Below are 23,040 nucleotides of genomic sequence, written 5' to 3'. Positions count from 1 at the left end.
TATTCACGATGCTGCTCAAGAACGCCCTGACCACCGCTGCCCTGCTCGGCTCGCTGCTCGCCGCTTCATCGGTATTTGCCCACGCCCATCTGAAAAGCCAGACCCCGGCGGCCGACAGCACGGTGAGCGCGCCTGCGGAACTGCGCCTGGTGTTTTCCGAAGGGGTTGAAGCAACGTTCACCAAAGTGACGATCAGCAAGGACGGTGCCGACGTACCGGTAAAAAGCCTCGCCACCGAAGGCAGCGACAAGAAAACCCTGGTCGTCACTCCGGCAGCGCCGTTGACCGCTGGCGATTACAAGGTCGAATGGCACGCCGTGTCGGTCGACACCCATAAAAGTGAAGGCGCCTACCGCTTCAAGGTGGGTCAGTAATTCATGACCGATGCGCTGGTGCTGTGCCGCTTCCTGCATTTCACCGTGGTGCTGATGCTGTTCGGGGCCTGGGTGTTCAGGCCTTTGCTGTTGGGCCGTGAAACGGCGTTGCTGGATCCGGCCCTGGCGCGAGTGACCCGCTGGCTCAGCGCGGTGGCGTTGCTCAGCGGCGTCGGCTGGTTGCTGCTGATCACCGCCAGCATGGCCGGCTCCTCGAACGCAGCATTCGATCCGGCGACGCTGAGTCTGGTGCTGAGCAATACCTTTTTCGGTCAGGTCTGGCGCTGGCATCTGATGCTCAATCTGTTGCTCATGGCCCTGCTGCTGACGCCCTGGCGCTCCAGCATGCCCTTGCGCATCGGCCTTTCCAGCCTGCTGCTGGCGACGCTGGCCCCGGTCGGTCATGGCGCCATGCTCGATGGCCTGCAAGGCCAACTGTTGATCCTCAACCAGATTATTCACCTGACCTGCGTTGGCGCCTGGCTCGGTGGGTTGATGCTGCTGGTGATGATCCTGCGCCAACCGGACGCTCATCCCTTGAGCACGATACTGCAACGCTTCAGCGGGATCGGTTACGCGTTGGTGGCGGGGTTGGTGATAACGGGGCTGATCAACGTGCGGGTATTGACCGGCGTGTTCTGGCCGACGCCGTTGCTGTCCGGGTTTGCGCTGATTCTGTCGATCAAGGTCGTGCTGGTGATCGCAATGCTGGGGTTGGCGCTGTTCAATCGGCTGCGGGTCAAGGATTGCCAGCAGCGTCCGGGGCTGTTGCGCACCAGCGTCATGCTGGAATGGATACTGGGGATCGGCGCGGTAGCGGCGGTTTCACTGCTGGGCACCCTGCCCCCAATGATCGCCTCCTGAAACACACCTCCCCTGTAGGAGCGAGGCTTGCCCGCGAAAGCGGTCTGTCATTCAACATTGATGTCGGCTGACAGTCCCTCTTCGCGGGCAAGCCTCGCTCCTACAAGGGGCGGTGTCAGTCAGGGGTAATCGGCGCAGCGGTATCAATACTCACCACCACCGACATCCCCGGCCGCAGCCGCTCGCTCTGCTCCTGATCGGCATCGACGGTGATCCGCACCGGCACCCGCTGGGCGATCTTGACGAAGTTGCCAGTGGCATTGTCAGCCTGCAATAAGCTGAACTCGGAGCCTGTGGCCGGTGAAATCCGCTGCACCCGCCCGTGGAATTTCTGGTGGTTCAGCGCATCGACGGTGAAGCTCACCGGCTGGCCGACCCGCACGTTGTCCATCTGGGTTTCCTTCATGTTGGCGATCACCCACAACTGGTTCGGCACCAGCGCCATCAGCTGCGCCCCGGAGTTGACGTAGGCGCCCAGGCGCACGCCGATCTGCCCGAGTTGACCGTCACGCGGTGCCACCACGCGGGTGTTCGACAGGTCAATCCGTGCCAGTTGCACCGCCGCTTCAGCACTCGCCACCGCCGCTTCCAGCGAACCGCGATTGACGATCACCGTTTGCAAATCCTGCCGGGCGATGTCCAGGTTGGCCTGGGCTTGCGCCACGGCGGCAACGGTCTGGGCGTTGGCGGCCAGGGTCACGTCCAGCTCGCGTTTCGACACCGAGCCATCACCGACCAGCTCTTTGTTACGGCGCAAATCCGCTTCACTTTTGCGCAACTGCGCCTGAGCGTCGGCGACCGCCGCCTGGCGCAATTTGATGGTCGCTTCGGCACTGTTGCGTTGCTGTACCACATTGGCCAGCGCGGCTTTCTGCACCGCCAGTTGCGCCAGGGATTGATCGAGACGCTGCTTGTAGATGCGGTCGTCGAGGCGCACCAGCAAATCCCCGGCCTTCACATACTGGAAATCCTGCACCGGCACTTCGTACACGTAACCGCTGAGTTGCGGGCCGATGATCGTCACCTGCCCGCGCACCAGGGCGTTTTCCGTGGTCTCGACCGCGCTGCTGAACGGAGGCAGTTGCCAGGCATACAACACGATCAGCACACCGACGATGGCAATCGCCGCAAAGCCCAGGGACGAGATGATCCGTACCCCCAGCGAACGCGGTTCAGTGCCCGGCGAGGATGGCGGCGTCACGCCTTCGGGGGTGGCGGCAATGGTGTTGGTGGTGGTCGGTTCGGTCATGGAGAAGAGGCACCGCTGGGTTGTTTGGTTGGAGTAGCAGGCGCCGGGGTGACTGCCTGGGTAGTGCTCATCAGCCACAGGGCGCGAATGGAAATCCAGATCATGGTCAGCACCGCGATCACGGCAATCAGCATGAACACGTCGTTATAGGCCAGAACATTGGCCTCGCGGGTGGCCGCCGCGGCCAGGCTGCGAATGCCCTGCAGGTTGCGCAGGCTCGGGTCGGCAATCATTGAGCCGACCGCATTCCCGCCGCTCTGGACCCGCGCCGCCACACGCGGGTCAAGCAACGTCAGTTGCTCGACGATGTGGCTGGAATGAAACTTCTCGCGCGCGATCTGAAACGTCCCCAGCAATGCCGCGCCAATCAGGCCGCCGAGGTTCTGGCAGATACCGAACAGCACCGAGAAACTCACCAGGTTGCGCGGGCTGGACAGCACGTTACGCATGCCGTAGACCATGGTCGGCCCGAGGAAAAACGTCCCGCCGAAGGCCAGCAAAAACTGACTGAAGTACAGGTTTTCCGGGCGGGTCAGGTTGTTCGAATAACTGTCCATCACCGAACCGACCGCCATCAGTGCCAAGGAGATATTCAGCGGCATGATCAGGTGCTTGGGGTCGATGGTCAGGGCGCTGGTGGCAAGGCCGGCGATACTGCCGATCAACATCACCACATACAGGCTATGCAACTGCTGACTGCTCATGTTCAGCGCCTGCATGAACCCCACTGCGCCGGTGGACTGCTCCGACGTCACCATGCGAATCAGGATCACCGCCAGGGCCAGGCGAATCATCGCCCCGCTGCCGAGCCAGCGGGTCATCAGCATCGGGTTGCTGCGGTTATGCTCGATGGCCAGGCCCGTGAGGATCAACACGATCGAAGCCGCCGAGGCCACTCCGATCCACTGCGCCTCGAGCCACCAGTCGATCCGCCCCAAAGACAACACCGCGCAGAGCAAGGCCACGCCGCTGGCAAGGATGGCGAAGGTCAGGAAGTCGAGTTTTTCGAAGGTCTTGAAGCGGTCACCCGGCGGTAGTTTCAACAGAAAAACACAGCCCAGAGACAACAGCGCCATGCCCAGTTCGAACAGGTACAGCCCGCGCCATTCGGCGATCTGCAACAGGTCCTCGGAGAACAACCGCGCCATGGGCAAGGCCAGTTGCGAGGTGCCGAGGCCCAACACCAGCGCCTTCATCCGCCATTTCGCCGGGAAAGCCTGGATCATGTAATACAGGCCCAACGAACTCAGCGCCGCGCCGACCATGCCGTGGGCCGCGCGCACGGCAATCGCCGAACTCAAGTCGTTGACGAACAGATGGCCGAAAGTCACCAGCGCATAGAGCATCAGGAACACTTCGGTGAACGCCCGCAGGCCGAACTGCTGACGAAACTTCACCAGCAGCAGGTTCATCGACACGTTGGTCATCACGTAAGCCGCCGGCAGCCAGGCCATCTCGGCCGTGGTCGCCCCCAGCGCGCCTTGCAGGTAAGGCAGGTTGGCGACCACCAGCGAGTTGCCGAGTCCACCGGTCAATGCCACCAACACCCCCACCAGCGCGTAGGCCAGCCGCCTGGGGTTGGAGTGCAACGGCGTCGAGGGCGAACCGGGCAGGCTGGGCCGCTCGTGGGGCTGCCAGTCGCGCGGGGTGTAGTGATCCATTCGATGGCCTTGATTCAAGGAGTGTTGTCAGTTTGCCGGAAAAACATGGGGGAAACATACCCATGTGGGAGCGAGCCTGTGGCGAGGGGGCTTGCCCCCGTCTGAGTGCGTAGCACTCACAAGATTTTTGGTAAATCAGAGATTTTTGAGCTGCTTCGCAGCTCAACGGGGGCAAGCCCCCTCGCCACAAAAGCACCTCTCCCCCTCGCCCCGCACTATCGCTACGCCAACAACTGACTCAACACTGCACGCAACTTGCCGGGCTTCACCGGTTTGTTCAGCAATGGCGCGTCGAGTCGCTGCAACGAGCGACGACACTGATCGGTGCGATCGGCGGTGATGATCACCGCCGGTATCGCCCGGCTGAAATGCTCGCGTAAATGCCGGATCACTTCACAGCCCACCACTCCGTGATCGAGGTGATAGTCCGCCAGAATCAGTTCCGGGGCCTGCCCCTGCAAGGCCACCAGCGCGGTAGCCTCGTCGGTGGCGGTCACCACCTCGCAGCCCCACTGCCCGAGCAGCGCGCTCATGCTTTCAAGGATGCTGACTTCGTTGTCCAACACCAACAGGCGCCGCCCCGGCAGCGGGTTGCCGGTGCTCGGCTGCGGCGCGGCCTGGCTGATCGGCAATGGAATCTCACGGGAAATCGGCACCTCGATGCTGAACATCGAACCGTGTCCCGGCCGCGAATGAACCTGAATCCTGTAATCGAGGATCTTGGCGATGCGTTCGACAATTGCCAGCCCCAGGCCCACGCCCTTGCGGTCGGCGGCGCGGCCAACGTCCAGTTGGTTGAATTCAAGGAAAATCGAGTCGAGACGATCCGCCGGGATCCCGCGCCCGGTGTCCCAGACTTCAATACGCAGCGCGTCTCCCCGGCGTCGGGCACCCAGCAGGATGCTGCCTTCGTCGGTGTAGCGGCAGGCGTTGCTGAGGAAGTTGCGCAGAATCCGCGTCATCAGGCGCAAGTCGGTATGAATGGCGTAATCGCCCATGTGCACCCGCAGGTTCAACCCGGCCGCCGCGGCCACCGACTGAAATTCCGAAACCAGTGGTGTGAGCAATTCGTCGAGGCGGTACAGGGCAACGTCCGGCTTTACCGCGGCCTGATCGAGCCGGGAAATATCCAGCAGGTCGGTGAGCAGGTCTTCGGCCCCTTCCAGTGCCTGATGGGTGCGCTCCACCAGTACCTGTTCGACGTCGGGCAAATGGCGTTCGCGCAAGGTCGAGATCAGTAAACGCGCGGCGTTGAGCGGTTGCAGCAAGTCGTGACTGGCGGCGGCGAGGTATTTGTCCTTGCTGCGATTGGCGGCCTCGGCGGCATCACGGGCATCGCGCAAGGCTTCGGCGATCTGTTTGCGCTGGGTGATCTGCTGTTGCAGATTGCGGTTGGCTTCCAGCAACTCATTGGTGCGCGCGGTGACCCGCTGCTCCAGTTGGTCGTTGAGCTGTTGCAAACGCTCCTGGGCCTGTTTTCGCTCGGTGATGTCGGCGACAAAACCCTCCACCAGGCCTTGTTGATCCGGCTTGAGCAGCAGGTTCATCAACACGTCGAGGACACTGCCGTCCTTGCGCCGCAGCTGGGTTTCATAGCCCAGCAGGCTGCGTTCGCGCTGGAGGATTTCACCGATGCTTTCCAGCTCTTGCGCGCCGCCGACGAACAGCGTGCCCGCCAGGTCCGTCAGGGAAAACAGCACCTCCTGGGGGTCCTGATAGCCAAGCATCCGTGCCAGCGCCGGGTTGGCGGCGCGCATGCCTTCCTGCAGGCTGGCCTGGAAGATTCCGTGCACGGCGTTTTCGAACAGCCATTTGTAGCGATTGCGCTCGGCCTCCAGTTCATCCAGGCGCGCGGCCAGTTCCGGGTAATGACTCTTGCGCGCCGAGTGATTGCCCAGGCCGAGTAACCCGGTCAGCGCCCGTTGCTGTTCGTCAGAGGGCTTCGCCATAGACGACCTCGACGTCGCGCTGACTGGATTCGCGCGGGTTGGTAAGGATGCACGGGTCGTCCATGGCATGTTGCGACAGGAACGGAATGTCCGACGTACTCACCCCGTGCAGGCCCAGGGTTTCGTGGAAGCCGATGGCGTGTTTGAGGGCGATCAAGTGGTCGACCAAACGCCCGCAGATCTGCCGGTGGTTCAGGCCGCGACAATCGATGCCGAAGGTCTCGGCAATCACCTTGAAGCGCTCCGGCGCCGAGCTGTAGTTGAACGCCACCACGTGTTCCACCAGCACCGCGTTGCACAAGCCGTGAGGCAGATCGAGGAATCCACCGAGGCTATGGGACATGGCGTGCACCGCGCCGAGGATCGCGTTGGAGAACGCCAGCCCGGCCTGCATGCTGCCGAGCATGATTTTTTCCCGCAGGGCGATGTCGTTCGGGTTGGCGATCATTTGCACCAGATTGCCGTTGATCAGCCGCATCGCCTCCAGCGCGTGGGGATCGGTGAGCGGTCCGTTACCGGTGGAAACAAAGGCTTCAATGGCGTGGACCAACGCGTCGATGCCGGTACAGGCCGACAGGAACGGGTCCATGCTCAGGGTGGTTTCCGGATCGATCAGCGACACGTCCGGCACCGCAGCCTTGCTGACGATGGAGAATTTCATGCGTTCTTGCTGATTGGAGATGATCACGAACTGCGACACATCGGCCGACGTGCCGGCGGTGGTCGGGATCAGGATCAGCGGCGGGCTGGGCATGCGCAGGGTGTCCACGCCCTCGAATTCAAGAATGTTGCGCCCGTGGGCGACGACGATACCGATGCCCTTGCCGCAATCCATCGGGCTGCCACCGCCGACCGCGACGATCACATCGCAGTGATTCTCCCGGTACAACTCGGCACCGAGCATCACTTCTTCGATCCGCGGGTTGGGCGAAACGTCGCTGTACACAAAGTAATCGATGCCCTGGGCTTGCAGGCTGGCCTCGACATCGGCGACCCAACCGGCGGCGATCACACCGGGGTCGCTGACCACCAGCACCTTGCGGGCGCCGAAGGTCTTGGCGTAATTGCCGACGTTATGCCGACAGCCGGCACCGAAGATGATTTCAGGCGAAACGAATTTACGCAGTTGACTGAGATTGTGGCTCATTGGAAAGCCTGTTTTTATTGTTTTGGAAGGTAAAGCCAACACTAAAGCATCCGGCTGCGAATGCAATCAGACCAATGGGTAGCAACTGCCTGGGGTGGGGCTTCGCGTTCGCAATTTATCCGCGAAAGATCAGCCGCGAAGCCTTCTCATTGCGCAACGTCAGGTGTTCCATGCCCTGCCCCGGCGCTTCGGCTTCGTCCCGGGCCTTGAGAATAACGTCGTGGTGCGGCGACTTGCTGCACACCGGGTCGGCGTTGCTCGCGTCCCCCGTGAGCATGAATGCCTGGCAGCGGCAGCCGCCCAGGTCCTTATGTTTTTCATCGCAAGAGCGGCATGGCTCTTTCATCCAGTCATCGCCGCGAAAACGATTGAAGCCGAAGGAGTCGTTCCAGATGTGTTCGACGCTGTGCTCGCGCACGTTGGGAAACTGCACCGGCAACTGGCGAGCACTGTGGCAAGGCAACGCCGTGCCGTCCGGGGTGATGTCGAGAAACAGGTTGGCCCAGCCATTCATGCAGGTTTTGGGGCGTTCTTCGTAGTAGTCCGGGGTAACGAAAATCAGTTTGCACGGGTGGCCCTCGGCCTCAAGCCGCTGGCGATACTCGTTGGTGATGCGCTCGGCGCGCTGCAATTGTTCGCGGGTCGGCAACAGGCCGACGCGGTTGAGTTCGGCCCAGCCGTAGAACTGACACGTCGCCAACTCGACGAAATCCGCCTCCAGCTCCAGGCACAGTTCGATGATCTGCGCGATCTGGTCGATGTTGTGCCGATGGGTGACGAAGTTCAGCACCATCGGGTAGCCCTGGGCTTTCACCGCCCGGGCCATGGCCAGTTTCTGGGTGAAGGCCTTGCGCGAGCCGGCGAGCATGTTGTTGACCGCTTCGTCGGCGGCCTGAAAGCTGATCTGGATGTGGTCCAGCCCGGCGACCTTGAAGTCGCGGACCTTCTGCTCGGTCAGGCCGATACCCGAGGTGATCAGGTTGGTGTAGTAACCCATGTCTCGCGCCGCCTTGATCAGCTCGGCGAGGTCCTGGCGCACCAACGGCTCGCCACCGGAAAAGCCCAGTTGCGCAGCGCCCATCTCCCGCGCCTCACGGAACACCCGAATCCATTCGGCGGTGGTCAGCTCTTCGCCCTGTTGGGCGAAATCCAATGGGTTGGAACAATACGGGCATTGCAGCGGGCAGCGATAGGTCAACTCCGCCAACAACCACAGCGGTGGGCCGGGTTGCTGTTCGACCGCGTTCACAGGGCGATCCCCCGGTGCCAGACCCGCTCGGCGGTGACGGTGTGATACGGCGGGCGGTCCAGCTCATAGGCCATGCTCATCGCGTCGAGCATGCTCCACAGCACATCAAGCTTGAACTGCAAAATCTCCAGCATGCGTTGCTGGCCCTCAACCGTGACGTAATGCGCCAGGGTGATCCGCAAACCATGCTCGACATCGCGCCGGGCCTGGCTCAGGCGCGTACGGAAATAGTCGTAACCGGCCGGGTCGATCCATGGGTAATGGCTGGGCCAGGCGTCGAGCCGGGACTGATGGATCTGCGGCGCGAACAGCTCGGTCAGCGAACTGCTGGCCGCTTCCTGCCAACAGGCGCGACGGGCGAAATTGACGTAGGCGTCCACGGCAAAACGCACACCGGGCAGCACTCGTTCTTGAGACAGAATCTGCTCACGATCCAGGCCCACCGCTTCGCCCAGACGCAACCAGGCTTCGATGCCGCCTTCGCTGCCGGGGGCGCCATCATGGTCGAGAATCCGTTGCAGCCATTCCCGCCGCACGTCGCGGTCCGGACAGTTGGCGAGGATTGCCGCGTCCTTCAGGGGAATGTTCACCTGATAGTAGAAGCGATTGGCGACCCAGCCCTGGATCTGCTCGCGGGTGGCGCGCCCGGCGTACATGGCTTGGTGGAATGGATGGTGGATGTGGTAACAGGCGCCTTTGGCGCGCAGGGCCGCTTCGAATTCGGCGGGGGTCATGGGGGTGTCAGTCATTGCGGTTCTCCGGGGAACAACCGTTGGGTTTTGCGATGGGGCCATCCGCTACAGCTCAATACTCATGCCGTCATAGGCCACTTCAATCCCCCGCCGCTCCAGCAACGCCCGCTCGGCCGAGTCTTCGTCGAGGATCGGGTTGGTGTTGTTGATGTGAATCAGCACCTTGCGCTGGCGATTGAAGCCCTCCAGCACTTCGAGCATCCCGCCGGGACCGCTTTGTGGCAGGTGGCCCATTTCGCGGCCCAGGCTCTGGCCGACTTCGCACACGCGCATTTCATCGTCGCGCCACAGCGTGCCGTCCAGCAGCAGGCAATCGGCGCGCTGCATCCAGCTCAATACTTCGGCGTCGACCTGCCCCAGACCCGGCGCATAGAACACCGATGCACCGCTGCGCAGGTCTTCGATGAACAGGCCGATGGTGTCCCCCGGCTGCGGGTTGCCACGATTGGGGGAATACGGCGGCGCGTTGCTGACCAATGGAATCGCGCGAAATTGCAGGTGTGGGCAGGCCGCGATGCTGAACGGTTCACGGTCCAGCTCGATGGGTTGCCACTGCAAACCACCATTCCAGTGCTTGAGCATGCTGAACAAGGGAAAGCCGCTGCTCAGGTCTTCATGCACCCGCTCGGTACACCAGACCGAATGCGGACAGCCTTCGCGCAGGCTCAACAGGCCGGTGCAATGGTCGATCTGACTGTCCAGCAGGACCACCCCGGCAATCGCCGTGTCACGCACGCGGCGGGCCGGTTGCAGCGTCGGGAAACTTTCGAGTTGTGCGCGGATGTCTGGTGAAGCATTGCAGAGTATCCATTCCACTCCGTCGTCGCTCAGGGCAATGGACGACTGCGTGCGGCGTTGTGCGCGCAGGCTGCCGTGACGCATCGCCGCGCATTGGCGGCAGTTGCAGTTCCATTGCGGAAAACCGCCGCCGGCGGCGGAACCGAGAACGCGGATGTGCATGGCAGGCTCCAGAAAGCAGGCCCGGCCAACGCGACGGCTGACCGGGCGATCAATCAACGATTGGCGAAATACATCGTCACTTCGAAGCCAATGCGCAGATCGGTAAACGCGGGTTTATGCCACATGGGTCATTCCTCTTCTTGTGCCGGACGATTCCGGTAGAGCCATTAATGCACGGGGCGCCAACTGCCCGAATGCTACTTTCGAAGGAGGTGGCGGCGTGCGTTGGTAGGGGGTGTTGCAAGGCTTTCAAGCACACACAGAACCAATGCGGGAACGGGCCAATGTGGTGAAGGGGGCCTGTGGCGAGGGAGCTTGCTCCCGTTGGGTCGCGAAGCGGCCCCAAAAGCTTCGCGACTGCTTCGCAGCCGAACGGGAGCAAGCTCCCTCGCCACAGGCAAGCCCCCTCGCCACAAAGGCTCGTTCCCACAGGGTTTGTGGTGTGCTTATGGGGTTAGAAGAACCCCAGCGGATTGATGTCGTAGCTCACCAGCAGGTTTTTGGTCTGTTGGTAATGGTCGAGCATCATCTTGTGGTTCTCACGGCCGACACCGGACTTCTTGTAGCCACCGAACGCGGCGTGGGCCGGGTACAGGTGGTAGCAGTTGGTCCAGACGCGCCCGGCCTTGATCGCCCGGCCCATGCGGTAGGCGCGGTTGATGTCGCGGGTCCACAGGCCGGCGCCGAGGCCGAATTCGCTGTCGTTGGCAATCGCCAGGGCTTCGGCTTCGTCCTTGAAGGTGGTGACACCCACCACCGGGCCGAAGATTTCTTCCTGGAACACGCGCATTTTGTTGTGGCCCTTGAGCAGCGTCGGCTGGATGTAATAGCCACTGGACAAGTCGCCTTCCAGACGCTCGGCCGCACCGCCGGTGAGCAGCTCGGCGCCCTCCTCCTGGGCGATTTTCAGGTACGAGAGGATCTTGTCGTATTGCTGCTCGGACGCCTGGGCGCCGACCATGGTTTCGGTGTCCAGCGGGTTGCCGCGCTTGATCTTGACGATCTTCTTCATCACCTCGGCCATGAACGGTTCGTAGATCGATTCCTGCACCAGTGCCCGGGACGGACACGTGCAGACTTCGCCCTGGTTGAAGAACGCCAGCACCAGGCCTTCGGCGGCTTTTTCGATGAACGCAGGTTCGGCGTTCATGATGTCTTCGAAGAAGATGTTCGGCGACTTGCCGCCCAGTTCAACGGTGCTTGGAATGATGTTCTCGGCGGCGCAATGCATGATATGCGCGCCCACCGGGGTGGAACCGGTGAAGGCAATCTTGGCGATGCGCTTGCTGGTGGCCAACGCCTCACCGGCTTCGCGACCGAAACCCTGGACGATGTTCAGCACACCGGCCGGCAGCAAATCGGCGATCAGCTCGGCGAACACCATGATCGACAGCGGTGTTTGCTCGGCGGGTTTGAGCACGATGCAGTTGCCGGCCGCCAGCGCCGGGGCGAGTTTCCACGCGGCCATCAGCAGCGGGAAGTTCCACGGGATGATCTGCCCGACCACACCCAGCGGTTCGTGGAAATGATAGGCAGTGGTCAGTTCGTTGATTTCGGCGGCGCCGCCTTCCTGGGCGCGGATGCACCCGGCGAAGTAACGGAAGTGGTCGGCGGCCAGCGGCACGTCGGCGTTGAGGGTTTCGCGTACGGCCTTGCCGTTGTCCCAGGTTTCGGTGACGGCGAGGATTTCCAGGTTCTGTTCGATGCGGTCGGCGATCTTCAGCAGCACCAGCGAACGGTCCTGCGCCGAGGTTTTGCCCCAGGCATCAGCGGCGGCATGGGCGGCGTCGAGGGCCTTTTCGATGTCGGCGGCGCTGGAGCGCGGGAACTCGGCGATCACTTCACCGGTGACCGGTGAGGTGTTGGTGAAGTACTCGCCATTGACCGGGGCGACGAACTCGCCGCCGATGAAATTGCCGTAGCGCGGTTTGAAGGAAACGATGGCGCCAGGTGTTCCGGGTTGTGCGTAGATCATGATGGGCCTCTGTCTGGGTCGATGCCTGTCAGGCCAACAGGCGATGAACCGATAGTAGAGAGCCCCGCGTGCCAGACGAATGCGCCGTTGGCAGGGGGACTCTCGTTATTTGGTAGTAGAAGGCGCCGCTGCAGGTGATCGTTCCCGCGCTCTGCGTGGGAATGCCTCAACGGACGCTCCGCGTTCGGCTCTGGAGGGGACGCAGAGCGTCCTGGGCTGCATTCCCACGCAGAGCGTGGGAACGATCAACGATCAGTGCTTGGCAACCAGGTCTTTGGGCAGCTTGAAGGTCCAGAGCATGCCGCCCTGGTTGAAGTCCTTGACGCGCTTGGCCACTTCGCCGCCCCACAGCGGTACCGCGCCGCCCCAGCCGGAGAGCACCGAAACGTATTGTTCGCCATCCATTTCCCAGGTGATGGGCGAGCCGAGCACGCCGGAGCCGGTCTGGAATTCCCAGACTTTCTCGCCGGTCTTGGCGTTGAACGCTTGTAGGAAACCTTCCGGCGTACCGGTGAACACCAGGTTGCCCTTGGTGGTCAGCACCCCGCCCCACAGCGGCGCGAAGTTCTTGTGGCGCCAGACTTCCTTGCCGGTTTTCGGGTCGATGGCGCGCAGCACGCCGATGTAGTCTTCATTCAATGGCTTGATGGTGAAACCGGCGCCGAGGAACGCCGCGCCTTTCTTGTAGGCGATGCCTTCGTTCCAGATGTCCATGCCCCACTCGTTGGACGGCACATAGAACAGGCCGGTGTCGCGGTTGTAGGCCATCGGCATCCAGTTTTTCGCGCCGAGGAACGCCGGCGCTACAAACACCGAGCTGCCTTTGGCCTCGGAACCCGGCGCACCCGGACGGCTGGCCTCGTTGTAGATCGGCCGGCCGTTTTTATCCAGGCCGCTGGCCCAGGTGATCTTGTCCACGAACGGGAAACCGCGGATGAATTTGCCGTTGGTGCGATCCAGCACGTAGAAGAAACCGTTACGGTCCGCCGTGGCTGCGGCTTTGATTTCCTTGCCGCCTTCGTTGTAGTTGAACGACACCAATTCGTTCACACCGTCATAGTCCCAGCCATCGTGCGGGGTGCTCTGGAAGTGCCATTTGATCGTGCCGTCGTCCGGGTTCAGCGCCAGGCGCGAGGATGAGTAAAGGTTGTCGCCCGGACGCAGGTGCGAGTTCCACGGTGCCGGGTTGCCGGTGCCGAACAGCAGCAGATTGGTTTCCGGATCGTAGTAGCCACCCAGCCAAGGCGCAGCGCCGCCGGTTTTCCACAGATCGCCCGGCCAGGTCTTGCCTGCTTCGCCGCCGGAGATGCCGTTCTCTACGGCCTTGCCGTCTTTGTAGACGTAACCCATGTGGCCTTCGACCGTTGGCCGGGTCCACAGCAGATCGCCGTTTTTAGGGTCATAGGCTTCGATCTTGCCCACCACCCCGAACTCGCCACCGGCCACGCCAGTGATCAGTTTGCCGTTGATGACCAATGGCGCGGCGCTGATGGAGTAGCCTTCCTTGTGGTCGGCGACTTTCTTGCTCCACACCACTTTGCCGGTGTCTTTATTCAGGGCCACGAGCTTGGCGTCGAGGGTGCCGAAGATCACCAGGTCGCCATACAGCGCCACCCCGCGGTTGATCACGTCACAGCACGGACGGATATCATCCGGCAGGCGCGCGTCGTATTGCCAGAGCTTGCGGCCGGTGCGCGCATCCACGGCGAACACCCGTGAGTAGGAGCCGGTCATGTACATCACGCCGTCCTTGATCATCGGCTGCGCCTGTTGACCGCGCTGCTTTTCACCGCCGAACGAAAAGGCCCAGACCGGGCGCAGGTCTTTCACGTTGTTGACATTGAGGGTGTCCAGCGGGCTGTAGCGCTGACCCTGGACGCCCAGGCCATTGGTGACGACCTGTTCCGGATTCTTCGGATCCTGGAGGATGTCTTGATCGGAGACTGCGGCCATTGCCTGGCCGGACAACAGCATGGCACTGAGCAGCACGCTCAAGACGAAGGGTTGGCGACGTGCGGGTTGGGTCATGACGGCTACCTCTGCGGTTTTTGTTATACCCGGGAAATTTTCCCGGTCTGGTGCAGATTCTTGGGCGCCGCCGCCCTTGCAACAATTGCCCGCAATGCGGAGATTTCTAGTTCCTTGGTAGCGGGTCGGAGGAGATGAACACTGGATGATGATCGTTCCCACGCTCCGCGTGGGAATGCAGCCCGGGACGCTCCGCGTCCCTCGCAGAGCCGAACGCGGAGCGTCCGTTGAGGCATTCCCACGCAGAGCGTGGGAACGATCAGAGTCAGCGCGTGCCGGAATCGACTCGGCTCATCTGTGCACGCTCATAGCGCGGGTACAAATGGCTGACGCTACGGATCAGTTCATAGCGGCTCAGGCTGATCCCGGCGAAACGTTCGGGGATGGGGCTGCGGATCATCTCGGCCATGTCGCTGCCGTTCGCCGCACCGTCGCGCATGAGTTGATCGAGCCAGGAGAGGTAATCGCGCATCTGCTCGAACGGTTTGCTGTCCGTTGCCACGGGCCCATGCCCGGGCACGATCAGCGTCCACGGCAGCCCCTGTAGCGTGGCGATATCCGCCAGCCACACTGACAGCCCCAGGCTGTTCGGCGTGGTCAGGGCCCGCTGATAAAACACCAGATCCCCGGCAAACAGCACGCCGGTTTTCTGGTCGAGAATAGCCAGATCCGCGCCGGTGTGCCCACCCAGACTCAGCAGCCGCAGATCGTGGTTCCCAAAACTTTGCACGCCAGGCGTCAGCGTCTGCGTCGGCAACACCACTTCGGTGCCGCGCATCCAGTCACCCACCAGCCGATACATGTTCTCGGCCATCGCATCACCCTGTTGATGCAACAGCTCGGTGGTGCCGGCCAGTGCACCGATCGGCACGTCTGTGAAGGCCTGATTGCCCAGCACATGGTCGGGATGGTGATGGGTCAGCAACACCTGGATCACCGGCTTATCGGTGGTTGCGGCAATCGCTTTGCGCAGGGCTTCTCCATAGCGCTTCGATGGCCCGGTATCGATCACCACCACCCCTTGCCCGGTGACGATGAACGCGGTGTTGACGATGTTGCCGCCGTTGTTCTTGGCGAAATTGTCGGTGCTGCCCTCCAGCAGCCAGGTGTCTTCGGCAATCTGTCGGGGCTTGAGTGCGTAATCGGGATCGGCCAGGGTCGGCAGGCTCACACAGATGAACAACAACAGCATCCAGCGCATCACACGCTCCTTGGGTCAGGGTATGGCCGCATCGAATTGATTGCCGCTGTTGTCGCGCAATATCAGGCGCGTCCGCCCCGCACCTTCGATGTCGAAAGCCAGGTTGGGGTTCTCGCTGACCGCCGGGAACAGCTCCAGACGCGCCAGTACCCGGTTGTCTGAGTCCCGCAGCTCGGCCTGGTTGAGGAAAAATTCCGGGATGCCGCTGACCATGCCGTTGTCCATCGGATGCGCCACCTGCAAACGCACGCGGCTGAATTCACCACGGGGATAACGACCGCCAAGCACTTCGCCGATGTGTTCTTCCCAGCCCGGCTGGGTGCGCACCACGCTCGGCGCCGTGCAACCGCCGCCCGCCGCATCGATCAAGGTCGAGCCGACATGCCACAGCCCATCGCGGGTCAACACTGCCGCGCGCAACGGCGTGGCCTGTTCAACGCGAATGCGGATCGACAGCCAGGGCAGCACACCGGTCAAAGGCTCGAAGTCGACGATTTTCGGCAGCGGGTTGAGTTCGGCCCAGGCAAGGATTCGCACCACTTCGCCCTTGAACGCCCGAGCGTCGATTTCCAACGGCACTTGCCGGGCGTCTTCGGCGAACGGCGGTGCCAGCAGCTTGACCCGCTCGTCGAACACAAACGGTGCGTCGCCAAGCATCTGCTTGTGATAGAACGCCCACATCACCGACGGCACCGGGTCGACCTCAACCGCCTGCGCGGCCAAGGGCAACCAACAGGCCAACAGCCAACGCGCGCGCCAGTTCATTGTTGATACATCTCAGGCACGTCATAGCGCAGGCCGTAATGGGCATAAATGCTTTTGACCGTGCCCTCGCGAATCAACGCCTCCAGCGCCTCTTCCACCGCATAGGCCAGTTGCCGGTTGCTTTCATGCACCGCCATGCCGATCTCCCAGCGTTGCTTGCCCATGTTCGGATAGGCGTTTTCCGCCAGCGCCACTTGCGGGTCGGCGGCCTGATGAACCTGCCAGTCGATCTCGCCGCGCATAGCCATCACCGCGTCGACTTCACCCGCCTTCATCGCGGCAAACGCCTGGGGCACGCCGGGGTAATGGTGGGTCTTGGCGGCAAGCATGCCGTTGAACACCGAGGTCAGGTAAAACGACGGCACACTGTCGACTTCGACGCCGATCGGGTGCTGCTGGAACACCGCGACGCTGGCCACCGAGTCCAGCCGACGACGGTCATAAGCCACTTGCCATTGCTCGGTCTGGTACGGCCCGAACATCACCACATGGCCGTTCTCCAGTTCGCCCAGCTCATTGCGTTTCTGTGAGTAATCGCGGTCGTAGGGCACGCGCATCATCAGGTCGGCCAGTTGCTGATTGTGCAGCTGACTGGCCCGCCAGATGTAATCGCGCAGGTCGTCGTCGAGCTTCTCCCCGGCGGGTGCCCAGATCAGTTTCAGGCTTACCCCCATGGCCTTGGCCAAGGCCTGGGCGAGTTCGACATCGACTCCGCGAGGCTGGCCGGCGTCTTCGAAACTGTAGGGCGCGAAGTCCTTGTAGACCGCGACTTTCAGCTCGGCGGCGGCGATCATTTCGTCATAGGTTCGGACCTGTGCCTGCGCTGCCTGGCAGCACAACCACACAGCGCTGATCAACACCGCGAGCAGGCGCATGGGTCACTCCTCGACGTGCACGCTATCCAGGTAGGTGCGTACCGCCCACAAGGCTTCCTGGCTCAAGTAGTCGGCCATCTTCGGCATGTACACCCGGCCATCACGCACGGCACCATTACGCACCCGTTCGACGAACCACTCATCACCAGCCTCGCCGACATCGAGCATGCGCAAGTCAGGGGCAATGCCGCCGGACTTGGCTTCGAGGCCATGACAGGCCGCGCAATTCTGGTTGTAGGCCGAAGAACCGATCTCCAACGCTTTATCGTGTTCTGGAGAAGAACGATACGGGTTCACCGCCGCCCAACCATCGGCATTGACCTGCACGCCGGCATCCTTGATCGGGGTCAGTCCCTTGGTTTCGACGGCCTGGGGTACCACGTTGCCGTGGGCCCAGACGGAACCTGCGCTGATGAAGCCGGCCAGCAGTCCGGCAACGAGCAAGGCGTTGCGTTTTGTTGTCATTGTTATGCCCTCAAGATTGCACGCAAAACCTCTTTACAGAGGCTATGGCAGCCATCTTAGGAATCCCGTCGCGCCGACCCTATGCTGCTTTGGTGGCCGCGGCCTACTTCCTTGGTAGTAGGGCTTGTGGTGAACCACCCAGGTACGTTTCGCACGCCGTTACTACCTTGGTACTGGCCCATCGATACTTTCTGCATATTTCCCCACCCGTCCTGGGTTCCTATGCTGGCGCTACCTGTGATGGAGTGCCTTATGCGCCAGCTCGCCCCTTATGCCTTGATCTACCTGCTGGCGATTGCCTGCGCCGCCGGGCTGGCGACCCATAGTCAGGCGGCGGATGCACCGTTGCAGGTGCGGATCGGCTATCTGGGGTATCGCCCCGATCCCGGGCCGTTGCTGTCAAACGTCATTCCCGAGCCAACCGATGCCGGCCTGCGTGGCGCGGAACTGGCGATCATCGACAGCAACAGTACCGGGCGTTTCCTCAATCACAGCTACAGCCTGGTCAGCGCCAGCGTCGACAATCCGGATGCGCTGATCGAAGCGGCCAAAGCCCAACACGAACAGGGCCTGCGCCTGTTTGTGGTGAATGCGCCAGTGGAAACCCTGCGCCGACTCAGCGCCGTGCTACCCGACAGCCTGCTGTTCAATGCCGGCAGCCCCGATGACAGCCTGCGCACTACCGATTGCCTGCCGAACGTGCTGCACAGTCTGCCAAGCCGGGCGATGCTGGCCGATGCACTCGCGCAATTTCTGGTGCTGCGCAAATGGCAACGGGCGCTGCTGATCGTCGGCCCGACCGCCGACGATCAAGCCTACGCCGCCGCCCTGCGCCGGGGGGCGAAACGCTTCGGCCTGCAACTGGTGGCGGAGAAAGCCTGGAGCTTCGATAACGATCAACGGCGCAGCGCTCAAGCCGACATGCCGCTGTTCACCCAAACCGCCGAATACGACGTGGTGCTGGTCGCCGATGAACGCGGCGACTTCGGCGAGTATGTGCCCTACCAGACCTGGTACCCACGCCCGGTCGCCGGCACCCAGGGCCTGACCCCGGTAGGCTGGCACAAGACCGTGGAAACCTATGGTGCCGCGCAGTTGCAAAAACGCTTCGAAGCCCTGGCCGGGCGCTGGATGAACGACCGAGATTTCGCCGCATGGATGGCGGTGCGCAGCATCGCCAGCGCGGTGGGAAAATTGCGCCAGGTCGATGCCATGGCGATTCGTACGCTTGAAATCAGCGAGCAATTGCCGCTGGACGGCTTCAAGGGCCGAAAGCTCAGTTATCGGCCGTGGAACGGTCAGTTGCGCCAGCCGATCCCCATCGTGCAGCCCCGGGCGCTGGTCAGCACCTCGCCGCAAGACGGTTTCCTGCACCCCTTCAACGAAATGGACAGCCTGGGTTACGACAAAGCCGAGGTCAGCTGCCGCTTTCCCTGAAAGCCCTACCACCACAACAACAAGGAATCTGCCATGCGCCGCACCCTGCTTTCATGCGCTCTACTGCTCGCCGCCGGGCATGCGGCGGCCAGCACTGCCTGGGTCTCCAACGAAAAGGACAACAGCCTGAGCCTGATCGACATGCAGACCCTGCAGGTCACCGAAACCCTGCCCGTCGGCCAGCGCCCGCGCGGCCTGTTGCTGTCCCACGACAACAAGCTGCTGTACATCTGCGCGAGCGATTCGGACCGGGTCCAGGTAATGGACGTCGCCACCCGCAAGATCATCAAGGAACTGCCCTCGGGCAAAGACCCTGAACAATTCGCCCTGCACCCCAACAATCGCTGGTTGTATGTCTCCAACGAAGACGATGCGCTGGTGACGGTGATCGACACCGAAACCTCCAAGGTGCTCGGGCAGATCAACGTTGGCGTCGAGCCCGAAGGCATGGCCGTCAGCCCCGATGGCAAGTGGGCGGTGAACACCAGTGAAACCACCAACATGCTGCACTGGATCGACACCGGCACCCAGACCCTGGCCGACAATACGCTGGTGGATCAGCGGCCGCGTTTCGTCGAGTTCAATCCCGATGGTTCGCAGCTCTGGGCCTCGGCGGAAATCGGCGGCACGGTGACGATTCTCGACGTTGCCAGCCGCAAGATCCTCAAGACCCTGAGCTTCCAGATCAAAGGCGTGCACCCGGACAAAGTCCAGCCTGTCGGCATCAAACTCAGCGCCGACGGCAAGTACGGCTTCGTCGCCCTCGGCCCGGCCAACCATGTGGCGGTGATCGACGCCAAGACCTTCGAGATTGTTGATTACCTGCTGGTGGGCCGACGGGTCTGGCAGATGGCGTTCACCCCGGATCAACGGCAATTGCTGGCCACCAATGGCGTCAGTGGCGACGTGTCGGTGATCGATGTCGACACCCTCAAGGTGAGCAAATCGGTGAAGGTCGGGCGCTATCCATGGGGCGTGGTGGTCACGCCATGAACGCCCTTGAGGTCAGCGACCTGAGTTTCGCCTACGGCCCGCGCGAGGCCTTGCGCCAGGTGAGTTTCAGCCTGGCACCGGGGCGTTTTGCGGCATTGCTTGGGCCGAATGGCGCGGGCAAATCAACCCTGATCGCCCTGCTCACCCGCCTCTATGATCTGCAACGCGGTGATATCCGGGTCGGCGGCTGCTCCTTGCGCAACGCGGCACGCCCGGCGCTCAAGCAATTAGGGGTGGTGTTTCAGCAAAGCACGCTGGATCTGGACCTCAGCGTCGAGCAGAACCTGCGTTATCACGCCGCGCTGCATGGTCTGTCCCGACGCCAGACCGGGCTGCGGGTCGACGCAGAACTGGCGCGTCAGGCGCTGACCGAGCGCCGTCGCGAGCGGGTCCGCGAACTCAATGGCGGCCATCGCCGGCGGGTGGAAATCGCCCGCGCGTTGCTGCACGAACCGCGCCTGCTGTTGCTTGACGAGGCCAGCGTCGGCCTCGACCCGGCCAGCCGCCTGGCGCTTAACCAGCACATCCGCAGCCTGTGCCGCGAGCAAACCATCAGCGTGCTCTGGACCACTCATTTGCTGGATGAAGTGCAACCCAGCGATGACTTGCTGATCCTGCATCAAGGCCATTTGGTCGCCAGCGGACTAGCTGATGCGCTGAGCCTGGAACATGGCGGCGACCTCGATTCGGCCTTCGCCCGCCTGACCACTTTGGCCCCTTCAGGAGCAGTCATCCGATGAACGCTTACTGGCAATGTTTCAGCGGCATCGTGCTGCGCGAATGGCTGCGCTTCGTGTTGCAGCGCACGCGGTTTCTCAGTGCGCTGGTGCGGCCGTTGCTGTGGCTGCTTGTGTTCGCCGCCGGTTTCCGCGCGGCACTGGGCATCGCCATCATCGAGCCCTACGACACCTACATTCCCTATGAGGTTTACATCATCCCGGGCCTGGCCTGCATGATCCTGCTGTTCAACGGCATGCAAGGTTCGTTGTCGATGGTGTATGACCGGGAGATGGGCAGCATGCGCGTGCTGCTGACCAGCCCCCTGCCCCGGACCTTTCTGCTGTGCAGCAAATTGCTGGCGACGTCGCTGATTTCGTTGTTGCAGGTGTACGCCTTCCTCGCGATTGCCTGGCTGTACGGCGTGCAACCGCCGGCCATGGGCCTGTTGCTGGCGTTGCCGGCGTTGCTGCTGGTGGCGTTGATGCTCAGTGCGCTGGGCCTGTTGCTGTCCAATGCGATTCGCCAACTGGAGAACTTTGCCGGGGTGATGAATTTCGTGATCTTCCCGCTGTTTTTCCTGTCGTCGGCGCTGTATCCGCTGTGGAAAATGCGCGACTCCAGCGAGTGGCTGTATTGGCTGTGCGCCTTGAACCCGTTCACCCATGCGGTGGAGCTGGTGCGATTCGCGCTGTACGAACGCTTCAACCCGTTGGCGCTGGCGGTGTGCGCGGGGCTGACGCTGGTGTTCGCCCTGCTCGCCGTGCTCACCTTCAACCCGCAACACGCCGCCTTGCGCAAAACCGGCTGACAACACTATCCGGATCGTTCCCACGCTCTGCGTGGGAATGCAGCCAGGGACGCTCCGCGTCCCAAGAGCGGACGCAGAGCGTCCGGTGAGGCATTCCTTTGCTGCGCGTGGGAACGATCAGCACCCGGCAAACCAGGGCAAATTACTACTTTGGTACTGGTTTACCTGTCTATCGTCGCATTCACAACGCATCGCTACTGGCATGTAATGGGTTCATAACTATAAGGACTGACCCCTATGCCGCGTGCCCGACGTGTTCTGTTGCGCCCTTCTCTCGCTGCGCTGTCGCTGAGCCTGTTGCTGGGCGCCGCACAGGCCGAAACGGCGCTGTTCTCCGCCGACGGTTATCGCATCGGCCTGTACCGCAGCCCGACCCCGACTCAGCTCCAGGGCGCGAACATCATCGACACGCCCGCCCTGCAAGACCTGCTCAAGCAGACGCCCCGGCCGGTGCTGATCGACGTCTACCGCCGGCAATGGCTACAGGGCCGTTTCATCGAAGACCAGCCCCACGAAAACCTGCCCGGCAGCCATTGGTTGGCCAATACCGGGGACGGTGACCTGACACCGTCCTGGCAGGCATATTTCGCGCGCTACTTGCAGCAATTGACAGCGGGCGACCAGGCCCGACCGTTGGTCTTTTACTGCCGCTCCGATTGCTGGTTGAGCTGGAACGCGGTAAAACGCGCTGCTTCCATGGGCTATAAAACACTGTATTGGTACCGCGACGGACTGGATGCCTGGCAAGCGGCGAATCTGCCCGTGACGCAGGCAAAGCCCGAGCCTTTTCCCTGACTTGAGCGCTTGCGTGTTGTTGCCACACCCTGAAAAAAAATAATGAGGTGAAAGGCCATGTACAAAATTCTGATTGCCGACGATCACCCGCTGTTTCGCGAAGCCATTCATAACGTCATCAGCGACGGTTTCCCCGGCAGCGAGGTCATGGAAACCGCCGACCTCGACAGCGCCCTGGCCCTGACCCAGGAGCACGATGACCTGGACCTGATCCTGCTCGACCTGAACATGCCCGGCATGCATGGCCTCAATGGCCTGATCAACCTGCGCAACGAGGCGCCGACCATTCCGGTGGTGATCGTCTCGGCCGAACAGGACAAGCAGATCGTGCTGCAAGCCATCACCTATGGCGCGGTGGGGTTCATCACCAAGTCCTCGCCACGCATCCAGATGACCGAAGCCATCCAGCAGATTCTCAATGGCAATGTGTACCTGCCGCCGGACATCATCCGCACGCAAAAGAGCGGTGCCAGCCGGCGCATGAGCGAGACCCCGAGCTTCCCGCCGGAGCTGCTCCAGGCGCTGACCCGCAAACAGCTGCTGGTGCTTGAGCGTATGACCAAGGGCGAATCGAACAAACAGATCGCCTACACCCTGGAAATCGCCGAAACCACGGTCAAGGCCCATGTCTCGGCGATCTTGCGCAAACTCAATGTACACAACCGGGTGCAGGCGATATTGAGTGCCGGGGATATTGATTTCGGGTCGTATTTGCGGCGGTAACTGCCCGGTTCTGTCGATCGTTCCCACGCTCCGCGTGGGAATGCAGCCAG

General features: G+C 62.1%; 22 protein-coding genes. 8 read left to right on the top strand and 14 right to left on the bottom strand.

Annotated features, from left to right (window positions below; genetic code table 11):
- Positions 1-8: 8 nt before the first annotated feature.
- On the top strand, positions 9-374 hold the full coding sequence (gene copC / locus AC1RO5_RS04500) for a copper homeostasis periplasmic binding protein CopC (protein WP_493173107.1): 366 nt from the start codon (positions 9-11) through the stop codon (positions 372-374).
- 3 nt (positions 375-377) lie between these two features.
- Entirely contained in the window at positions 378-1,238 is an 861-nt protein-coding gene (copD, locus tag AC1RO5_RS04495) for a copper homeostasis membrane protein CopD (RefSeq protein WP_493173105.1), read from the top strand.
- Between the two features lie 115 nt (positions 1,239-1,353).
- On the opposite strand, the gene AC1RO5_RS04490 is transcribed toward copD, so the two are convergent.
- The 14 genes from AC1RO5_RS04490 to pedF form a co-directional block, all read right to left on the bottom strand.
- Complete coding sequence (locus tag AC1RO5_RS04490; protein ID WP_493173103.1) at positions 1,354-2,487, bottom strand: HlyD family secretion protein; 1,134 nt, start codon at positions 2,485-2,487, stop codon at positions 1,354-1,356.
- A complete protein-coding gene (locus AC1RO5_RS04485) occupies positions 2,484-4,148 on the bottom strand; it encodes an MFS transporter (protein WP_493173099.1) in 1,665 nt (554 codons plus the stop codon). Before AC1RO5_RS04485 ends, AC1RO5_RS04490 begins: the two co-directional genes overlap by 4 nt.
- A 221-nt stretch (positions 4,149-4,369) precedes the next feature.
- Positions 4,370-6,097: a hybrid sensor histidine kinase/response regulator gene (locus AC1RO5_RS04480; protein ID WP_493173095.1), complete on the bottom strand. Its 1,728-nt coding sequence runs from the start codon at positions 6,095-6,097 to the stop codon at positions 4,370-4,372.
- A complete protein-coding gene (gene ercA, locus AC1RO5_RS04475; protein ID WP_493173091.1) occupies positions 6,081-7,244 on the bottom strand; it encodes an alcohol dehydrogenase-like regulatory protein ErcA in 1,164 nt (387 codons plus the stop codon). The genes AC1RO5_RS04480 and ercA overlap by 17 nt, the downstream gene beginning before the upstream one ends.
- A gap of 115 nt (positions 7,245-7,359) precedes the next feature.
- Positions 7,360-8,493: a pyrroloquinoline quinone biosynthesis protein PqqE gene (gene pqqE / locus AC1RO5_RS04470; RefSeq protein WP_493173089.1), complete on the bottom strand. Its 1,134-nt coding sequence runs from the start codon at positions 8,491-8,493 to the stop codon at positions 7,360-7,362.
- Positions 8,490-9,242 carry a pyrroloquinoline-quinone synthase PqqC gene (gene pqqC / locus AC1RO5_RS04465; RefSeq protein WP_493173087.1) on the bottom strand — a complete coding sequence of 251 codons (753 nt, stop codon included), beginning with the start codon at positions 9,240-9,242 and terminating at the stop codon, positions 8,490-8,492. Before pqqC ends, pqqE begins: the two co-directional genes overlap by 4 nt.
- Positions 9,243-9,290: 48 nt before the next feature.
- The gene (pqqB, locus tag AC1RO5_RS04460; protein WP_493173085.1) at positions 9,291-10,205 is read right to left on the bottom strand and encodes a pyrroloquinoline quinone biosynthesis protein PqqB; all 915 of its coding nucleotides are present in this window, start codon (positions 10,203-10,205) and stop codon (positions 9,291-9,293) included.
- Positions 10,206-10,258: 53 nt separating this feature from the next.
- Positions 10,259-10,330 (bottom strand): pyrroloquinoline quinone precursor peptide PqqA, encoded by a 72-nt coding sequence (pqqA, locus tag AC1RO5_RS04455; RefSeq protein ID WP_081499480.1) that lies wholly within the window; start codon positions 10,328-10,330, stop codon positions 10,259-10,261.
- 329 nt (positions 10,331-10,659) lie between these two features.
- Positions 10,660-12,180 (bottom strand): acetaldehyde dehydrogenase ExaC, encoded by a 1,521-nt coding sequence (gene exaC, locus AC1RO5_RS04450; protein WP_258668748.1) that lies wholly within the window; start codon positions 12,178-12,180, stop codon positions 10,660-10,662.
- 252 nt (positions 12,181-12,432) lie between these two features.
- Positions 12,433-14,208 carry a PQQ-dependent methanol/ethanol family dehydrogenase gene (locus AC1RO5_RS04445; RefSeq protein ID WP_493173083.1) on the bottom strand — a complete coding sequence of 592 codons (1,776 nt, stop codon included), beginning with the start codon at positions 14,206-14,208 and terminating at the stop codon, positions 12,433-12,435.
- Positions 14,209-14,473: 265 nt separating this feature from the next.
- Positions 14,474-15,409: a quinoprotein relay system zinc metallohydrolase 1 gene (locus AC1RO5_RS04440; protein WP_493173081.1), complete on the bottom strand. Its 936-nt coding sequence runs from the start codon at positions 15,407-15,409 to the stop codon at positions 14,474-14,476.
- A 15-nt stretch (positions 15,410-15,424) separates the two neighbouring features.
- The gene (locus AC1RO5_RS04435) at positions 15,425-16,174 is read right to left on the bottom strand and encodes a quinoprotein dehydrogenase-associated SoxYZ-like carrier (RefSeq protein ID WP_493173079.1); all 750 of its coding nucleotides are present in this window, start codon (positions 16,172-16,174) and stop codon (positions 15,425-15,427) included.
- Positions 16,171-17,049 (bottom strand): substrate-binding periplasmic protein, encoded by an 879-nt coding sequence (locus AC1RO5_RS04430; protein ID WP_493173077.1) that lies wholly within the window; start codon positions 17,047-17,049, stop codon positions 16,171-16,173. The genes AC1RO5_RS04435 and AC1RO5_RS04430 overlap by 4 nt, the downstream gene beginning before the upstream one ends.
- A gap of 3 nt (positions 17,050-17,052) precedes the next feature.
- On the bottom strand, positions 17,053-17,514 hold the full coding sequence (gene pedF / locus AC1RO5_RS04425; protein WP_007937645.1) for a cytochrome c-550 PedF: 462 nt from the start codon (positions 17,512-17,514) through the stop codon (positions 17,053-17,055).
- Positions 17,515-17,766: 252 nt separating this feature from the next.
- Between pedF and AC1RO5_RS04420 the strand changes: the two genes are divergently transcribed.
- From AC1RO5_RS04420 to AC1RO5_RS04395, 6 genes are all read left to right on the top strand, one after another.
- On the top strand, positions 17,767-18,951 hold the full coding sequence (locus tag AC1RO5_RS04420; RefSeq protein ID WP_493173075.1) for an ABC transporter substrate-binding protein: 1,185 nt from the start codon (positions 17,767-17,769) through the stop codon (positions 18,949-18,951).
- Positions 18,952-18,984: 33 nt separating this feature from the next.
- Positions 18,985-19,944: a YVTN family beta-propeller repeat protein gene (locus AC1RO5_RS04415; protein WP_258668754.1), complete on the top strand. Its 960-nt coding sequence runs from the start codon at positions 18,985-18,987 to the stop codon at positions 19,942-19,944.
- Positions 19,941-20,684: an ABC transporter ATP-binding protein gene (locus tag AC1RO5_RS04410; RefSeq protein WP_493173072.1), complete on the top strand. Its 744-nt coding sequence runs from the start codon at positions 19,941-19,943 to the stop codon at positions 20,682-20,684. The genes AC1RO5_RS04415 and AC1RO5_RS04410 overlap by 4 nt, the downstream gene beginning before the upstream one ends.
- Positions 20,681-21,472 carry an ABC transporter permease gene (locus tag AC1RO5_RS04405; RefSeq protein ID WP_096480057.1) on the top strand — a complete coding sequence of 264 codons (792 nt, stop codon included), beginning with the start codon at positions 20,681-20,683 and terminating at the stop codon, positions 21,470-21,472. The genes AC1RO5_RS04410 and AC1RO5_RS04405 overlap by 4 nt, the downstream gene beginning before the upstream one ends.
- Positions 21,473-21,709: 237 nt before the next feature.
- Positions 21,710-22,267 carry a PQQ-dependent catabolism-associated CXXCW motif protein gene (locus tag AC1RO5_RS04400; protein ID WP_493173070.1) on the top strand — a complete coding sequence of 186 codons (558 nt, stop codon included), beginning with the start codon at positions 21,710-21,712 and terminating at the stop codon, positions 22,265-22,267.
- A 57-nt stretch (positions 22,268-22,324) separates the two neighbouring features.
- Complete coding sequence (locus tag AC1RO5_RS04395; protein ID WP_493173068.1) at positions 22,325-22,990, top strand: response regulator; 666 nt, start codon at positions 22,325-22,327, stop codon at positions 22,988-22,990.
- Positions 22,991-23,040 lie beyond the last annotated feature (50 nt).

It is taken from the genome of Pseudomonas sp. GW822-FHT02G04, assembly GCF_058802085.1.
This window is presented reverse-complemented; position numbering and strand designations above follow the sequence as displayed.

Excerpts from the sequence above, each read along its gene's own strand:
- copC (WP_493173107.1), top strand. The coding sequence starts at position 9 with ATGCTGCTCAAGAACGCCCTGACCACCGCTGCCCTGCTCGGCTCGCTG.
- copD (WP_493173105.1), top strand. The coding sequence starts at position 378 with ATGACCGATGCGCTGGTGCTGTGCCGCTTCCTGCATTTCACCGTGGTG.
- AC1RO5_RS04490 (WP_493173103.1), bottom strand. The coding sequence starts at position 2,487 with ATGACCGAACCGACCACCACCAACACCATTGCCGCCACCCCCGAAGGC.
- AC1RO5_RS04485 (WP_493173099.1), bottom strand. The coding sequence starts at position 4,148 with ATGGATCACTACACCCCGCGCGACTGGCAGCCCCACGAGCGGCCCAGC.
- AC1RO5_RS04480 (WP_493173095.1), bottom strand. The coding sequence starts at position 6,097 with ATGGCGAAGCCCTCTGACGAACAGCAACGGGCGCTGACCGGGTTACTC.
- ercA (WP_493173091.1), bottom strand. The coding sequence starts at position 7,244 with ATGAGCCACAATCTCAGTCAACTGCGTAAATTCGTTTCGCCTGAAATC.
- pqqC (WP_493173087.1), bottom strand. The coding sequence starts at position 9,242 with ATGACTGACACCCCCATGACCCCCGCCGAATTCGAAGCGGCCCTGCGC.
- pqqB (WP_493173085.1), bottom strand. The coding sequence starts at position 10,205 with ATGCACATCCGCGTTCTCGGTTCCGCCGCCGGCGGCGGTTTTCCGCAA.
- exaC (WP_258668748.1), bottom strand. The coding sequence starts at position 12,180 with ATGATCTACGCACAACCCGGAACACCTGGCGCCATCGTTTCCTTCAAA.
- AC1RO5_RS04445 (WP_493173083.1), bottom strand. The coding sequence starts at position 14,208 with ATGACCCAACCCGCACGTCGCCAACCCTTCGTCTTGAGCGTGCTGCTC.
- AC1RO5_RS04440 (WP_493173081.1), bottom strand. The coding sequence starts at position 15,409 with ATGCGCTGGATGCTGTTGTTGTTCATCTGTGTGAGCCTGCCGACCCTG.
- AC1RO5_RS04435 (WP_493173079.1), bottom strand. The coding sequence starts at position 16,174 with ATGAACTGGCGCGCGCGTTGGCTGTTGGCCTGTTGGTTGCCCTTGGCC.
- AC1RO5_RS04430 (WP_493173077.1), bottom strand. The coding sequence starts at position 17,049 with ATGCGCCTGCTCGCGGTGTTGATCAGCGCTGTGTGGTTGTGCTGCCAG.
- pedF (WP_007937645.1), bottom strand. The coding sequence starts at position 17,514 with ATGACAACAAAACGCAACGCCTTGCTCGTTGCCGGACTGCTGGCCGGC.
- AC1RO5_RS04420 (WP_493173075.1), top strand. The coding sequence starts at position 17,767 with ATGCGCCAGCTCGCCCCTTATGCCTTGATCTACCTGCTGGCGATTGCC.
- AC1RO5_RS04415 (WP_258668754.1), top strand. The coding sequence starts at position 18,985 with ATGCGCCGCACCCTGCTTTCATGCGCTCTACTGCTCGCCGCCGGGCAT.
- AC1RO5_RS04410 (WP_493173072.1), top strand. The coding sequence starts at position 19,941 with ATGAACGCCCTTGAGGTCAGCGACCTGAGTTTCGCCTACGGCCCGCGC.
- AC1RO5_RS04405 (WP_096480057.1), top strand. The coding sequence starts at position 20,681 with ATGAACGCTTACTGGCAATGTTTCAGCGGCATCGTGCTGCGCGAATGG.
- AC1RO5_RS04400 (WP_493173070.1), top strand. The coding sequence starts at position 21,710 with ATGCCGCGTGCCCGACGTGTTCTGTTGCGCCCTTCTCTCGCTGCGCTG.
- AC1RO5_RS04395 (WP_493173068.1), top strand. The coding sequence starts at position 22,325 with ATGTACAAAATTCTGATTGCCGACGATCACCCGCTGTTTCGCGAAGCC.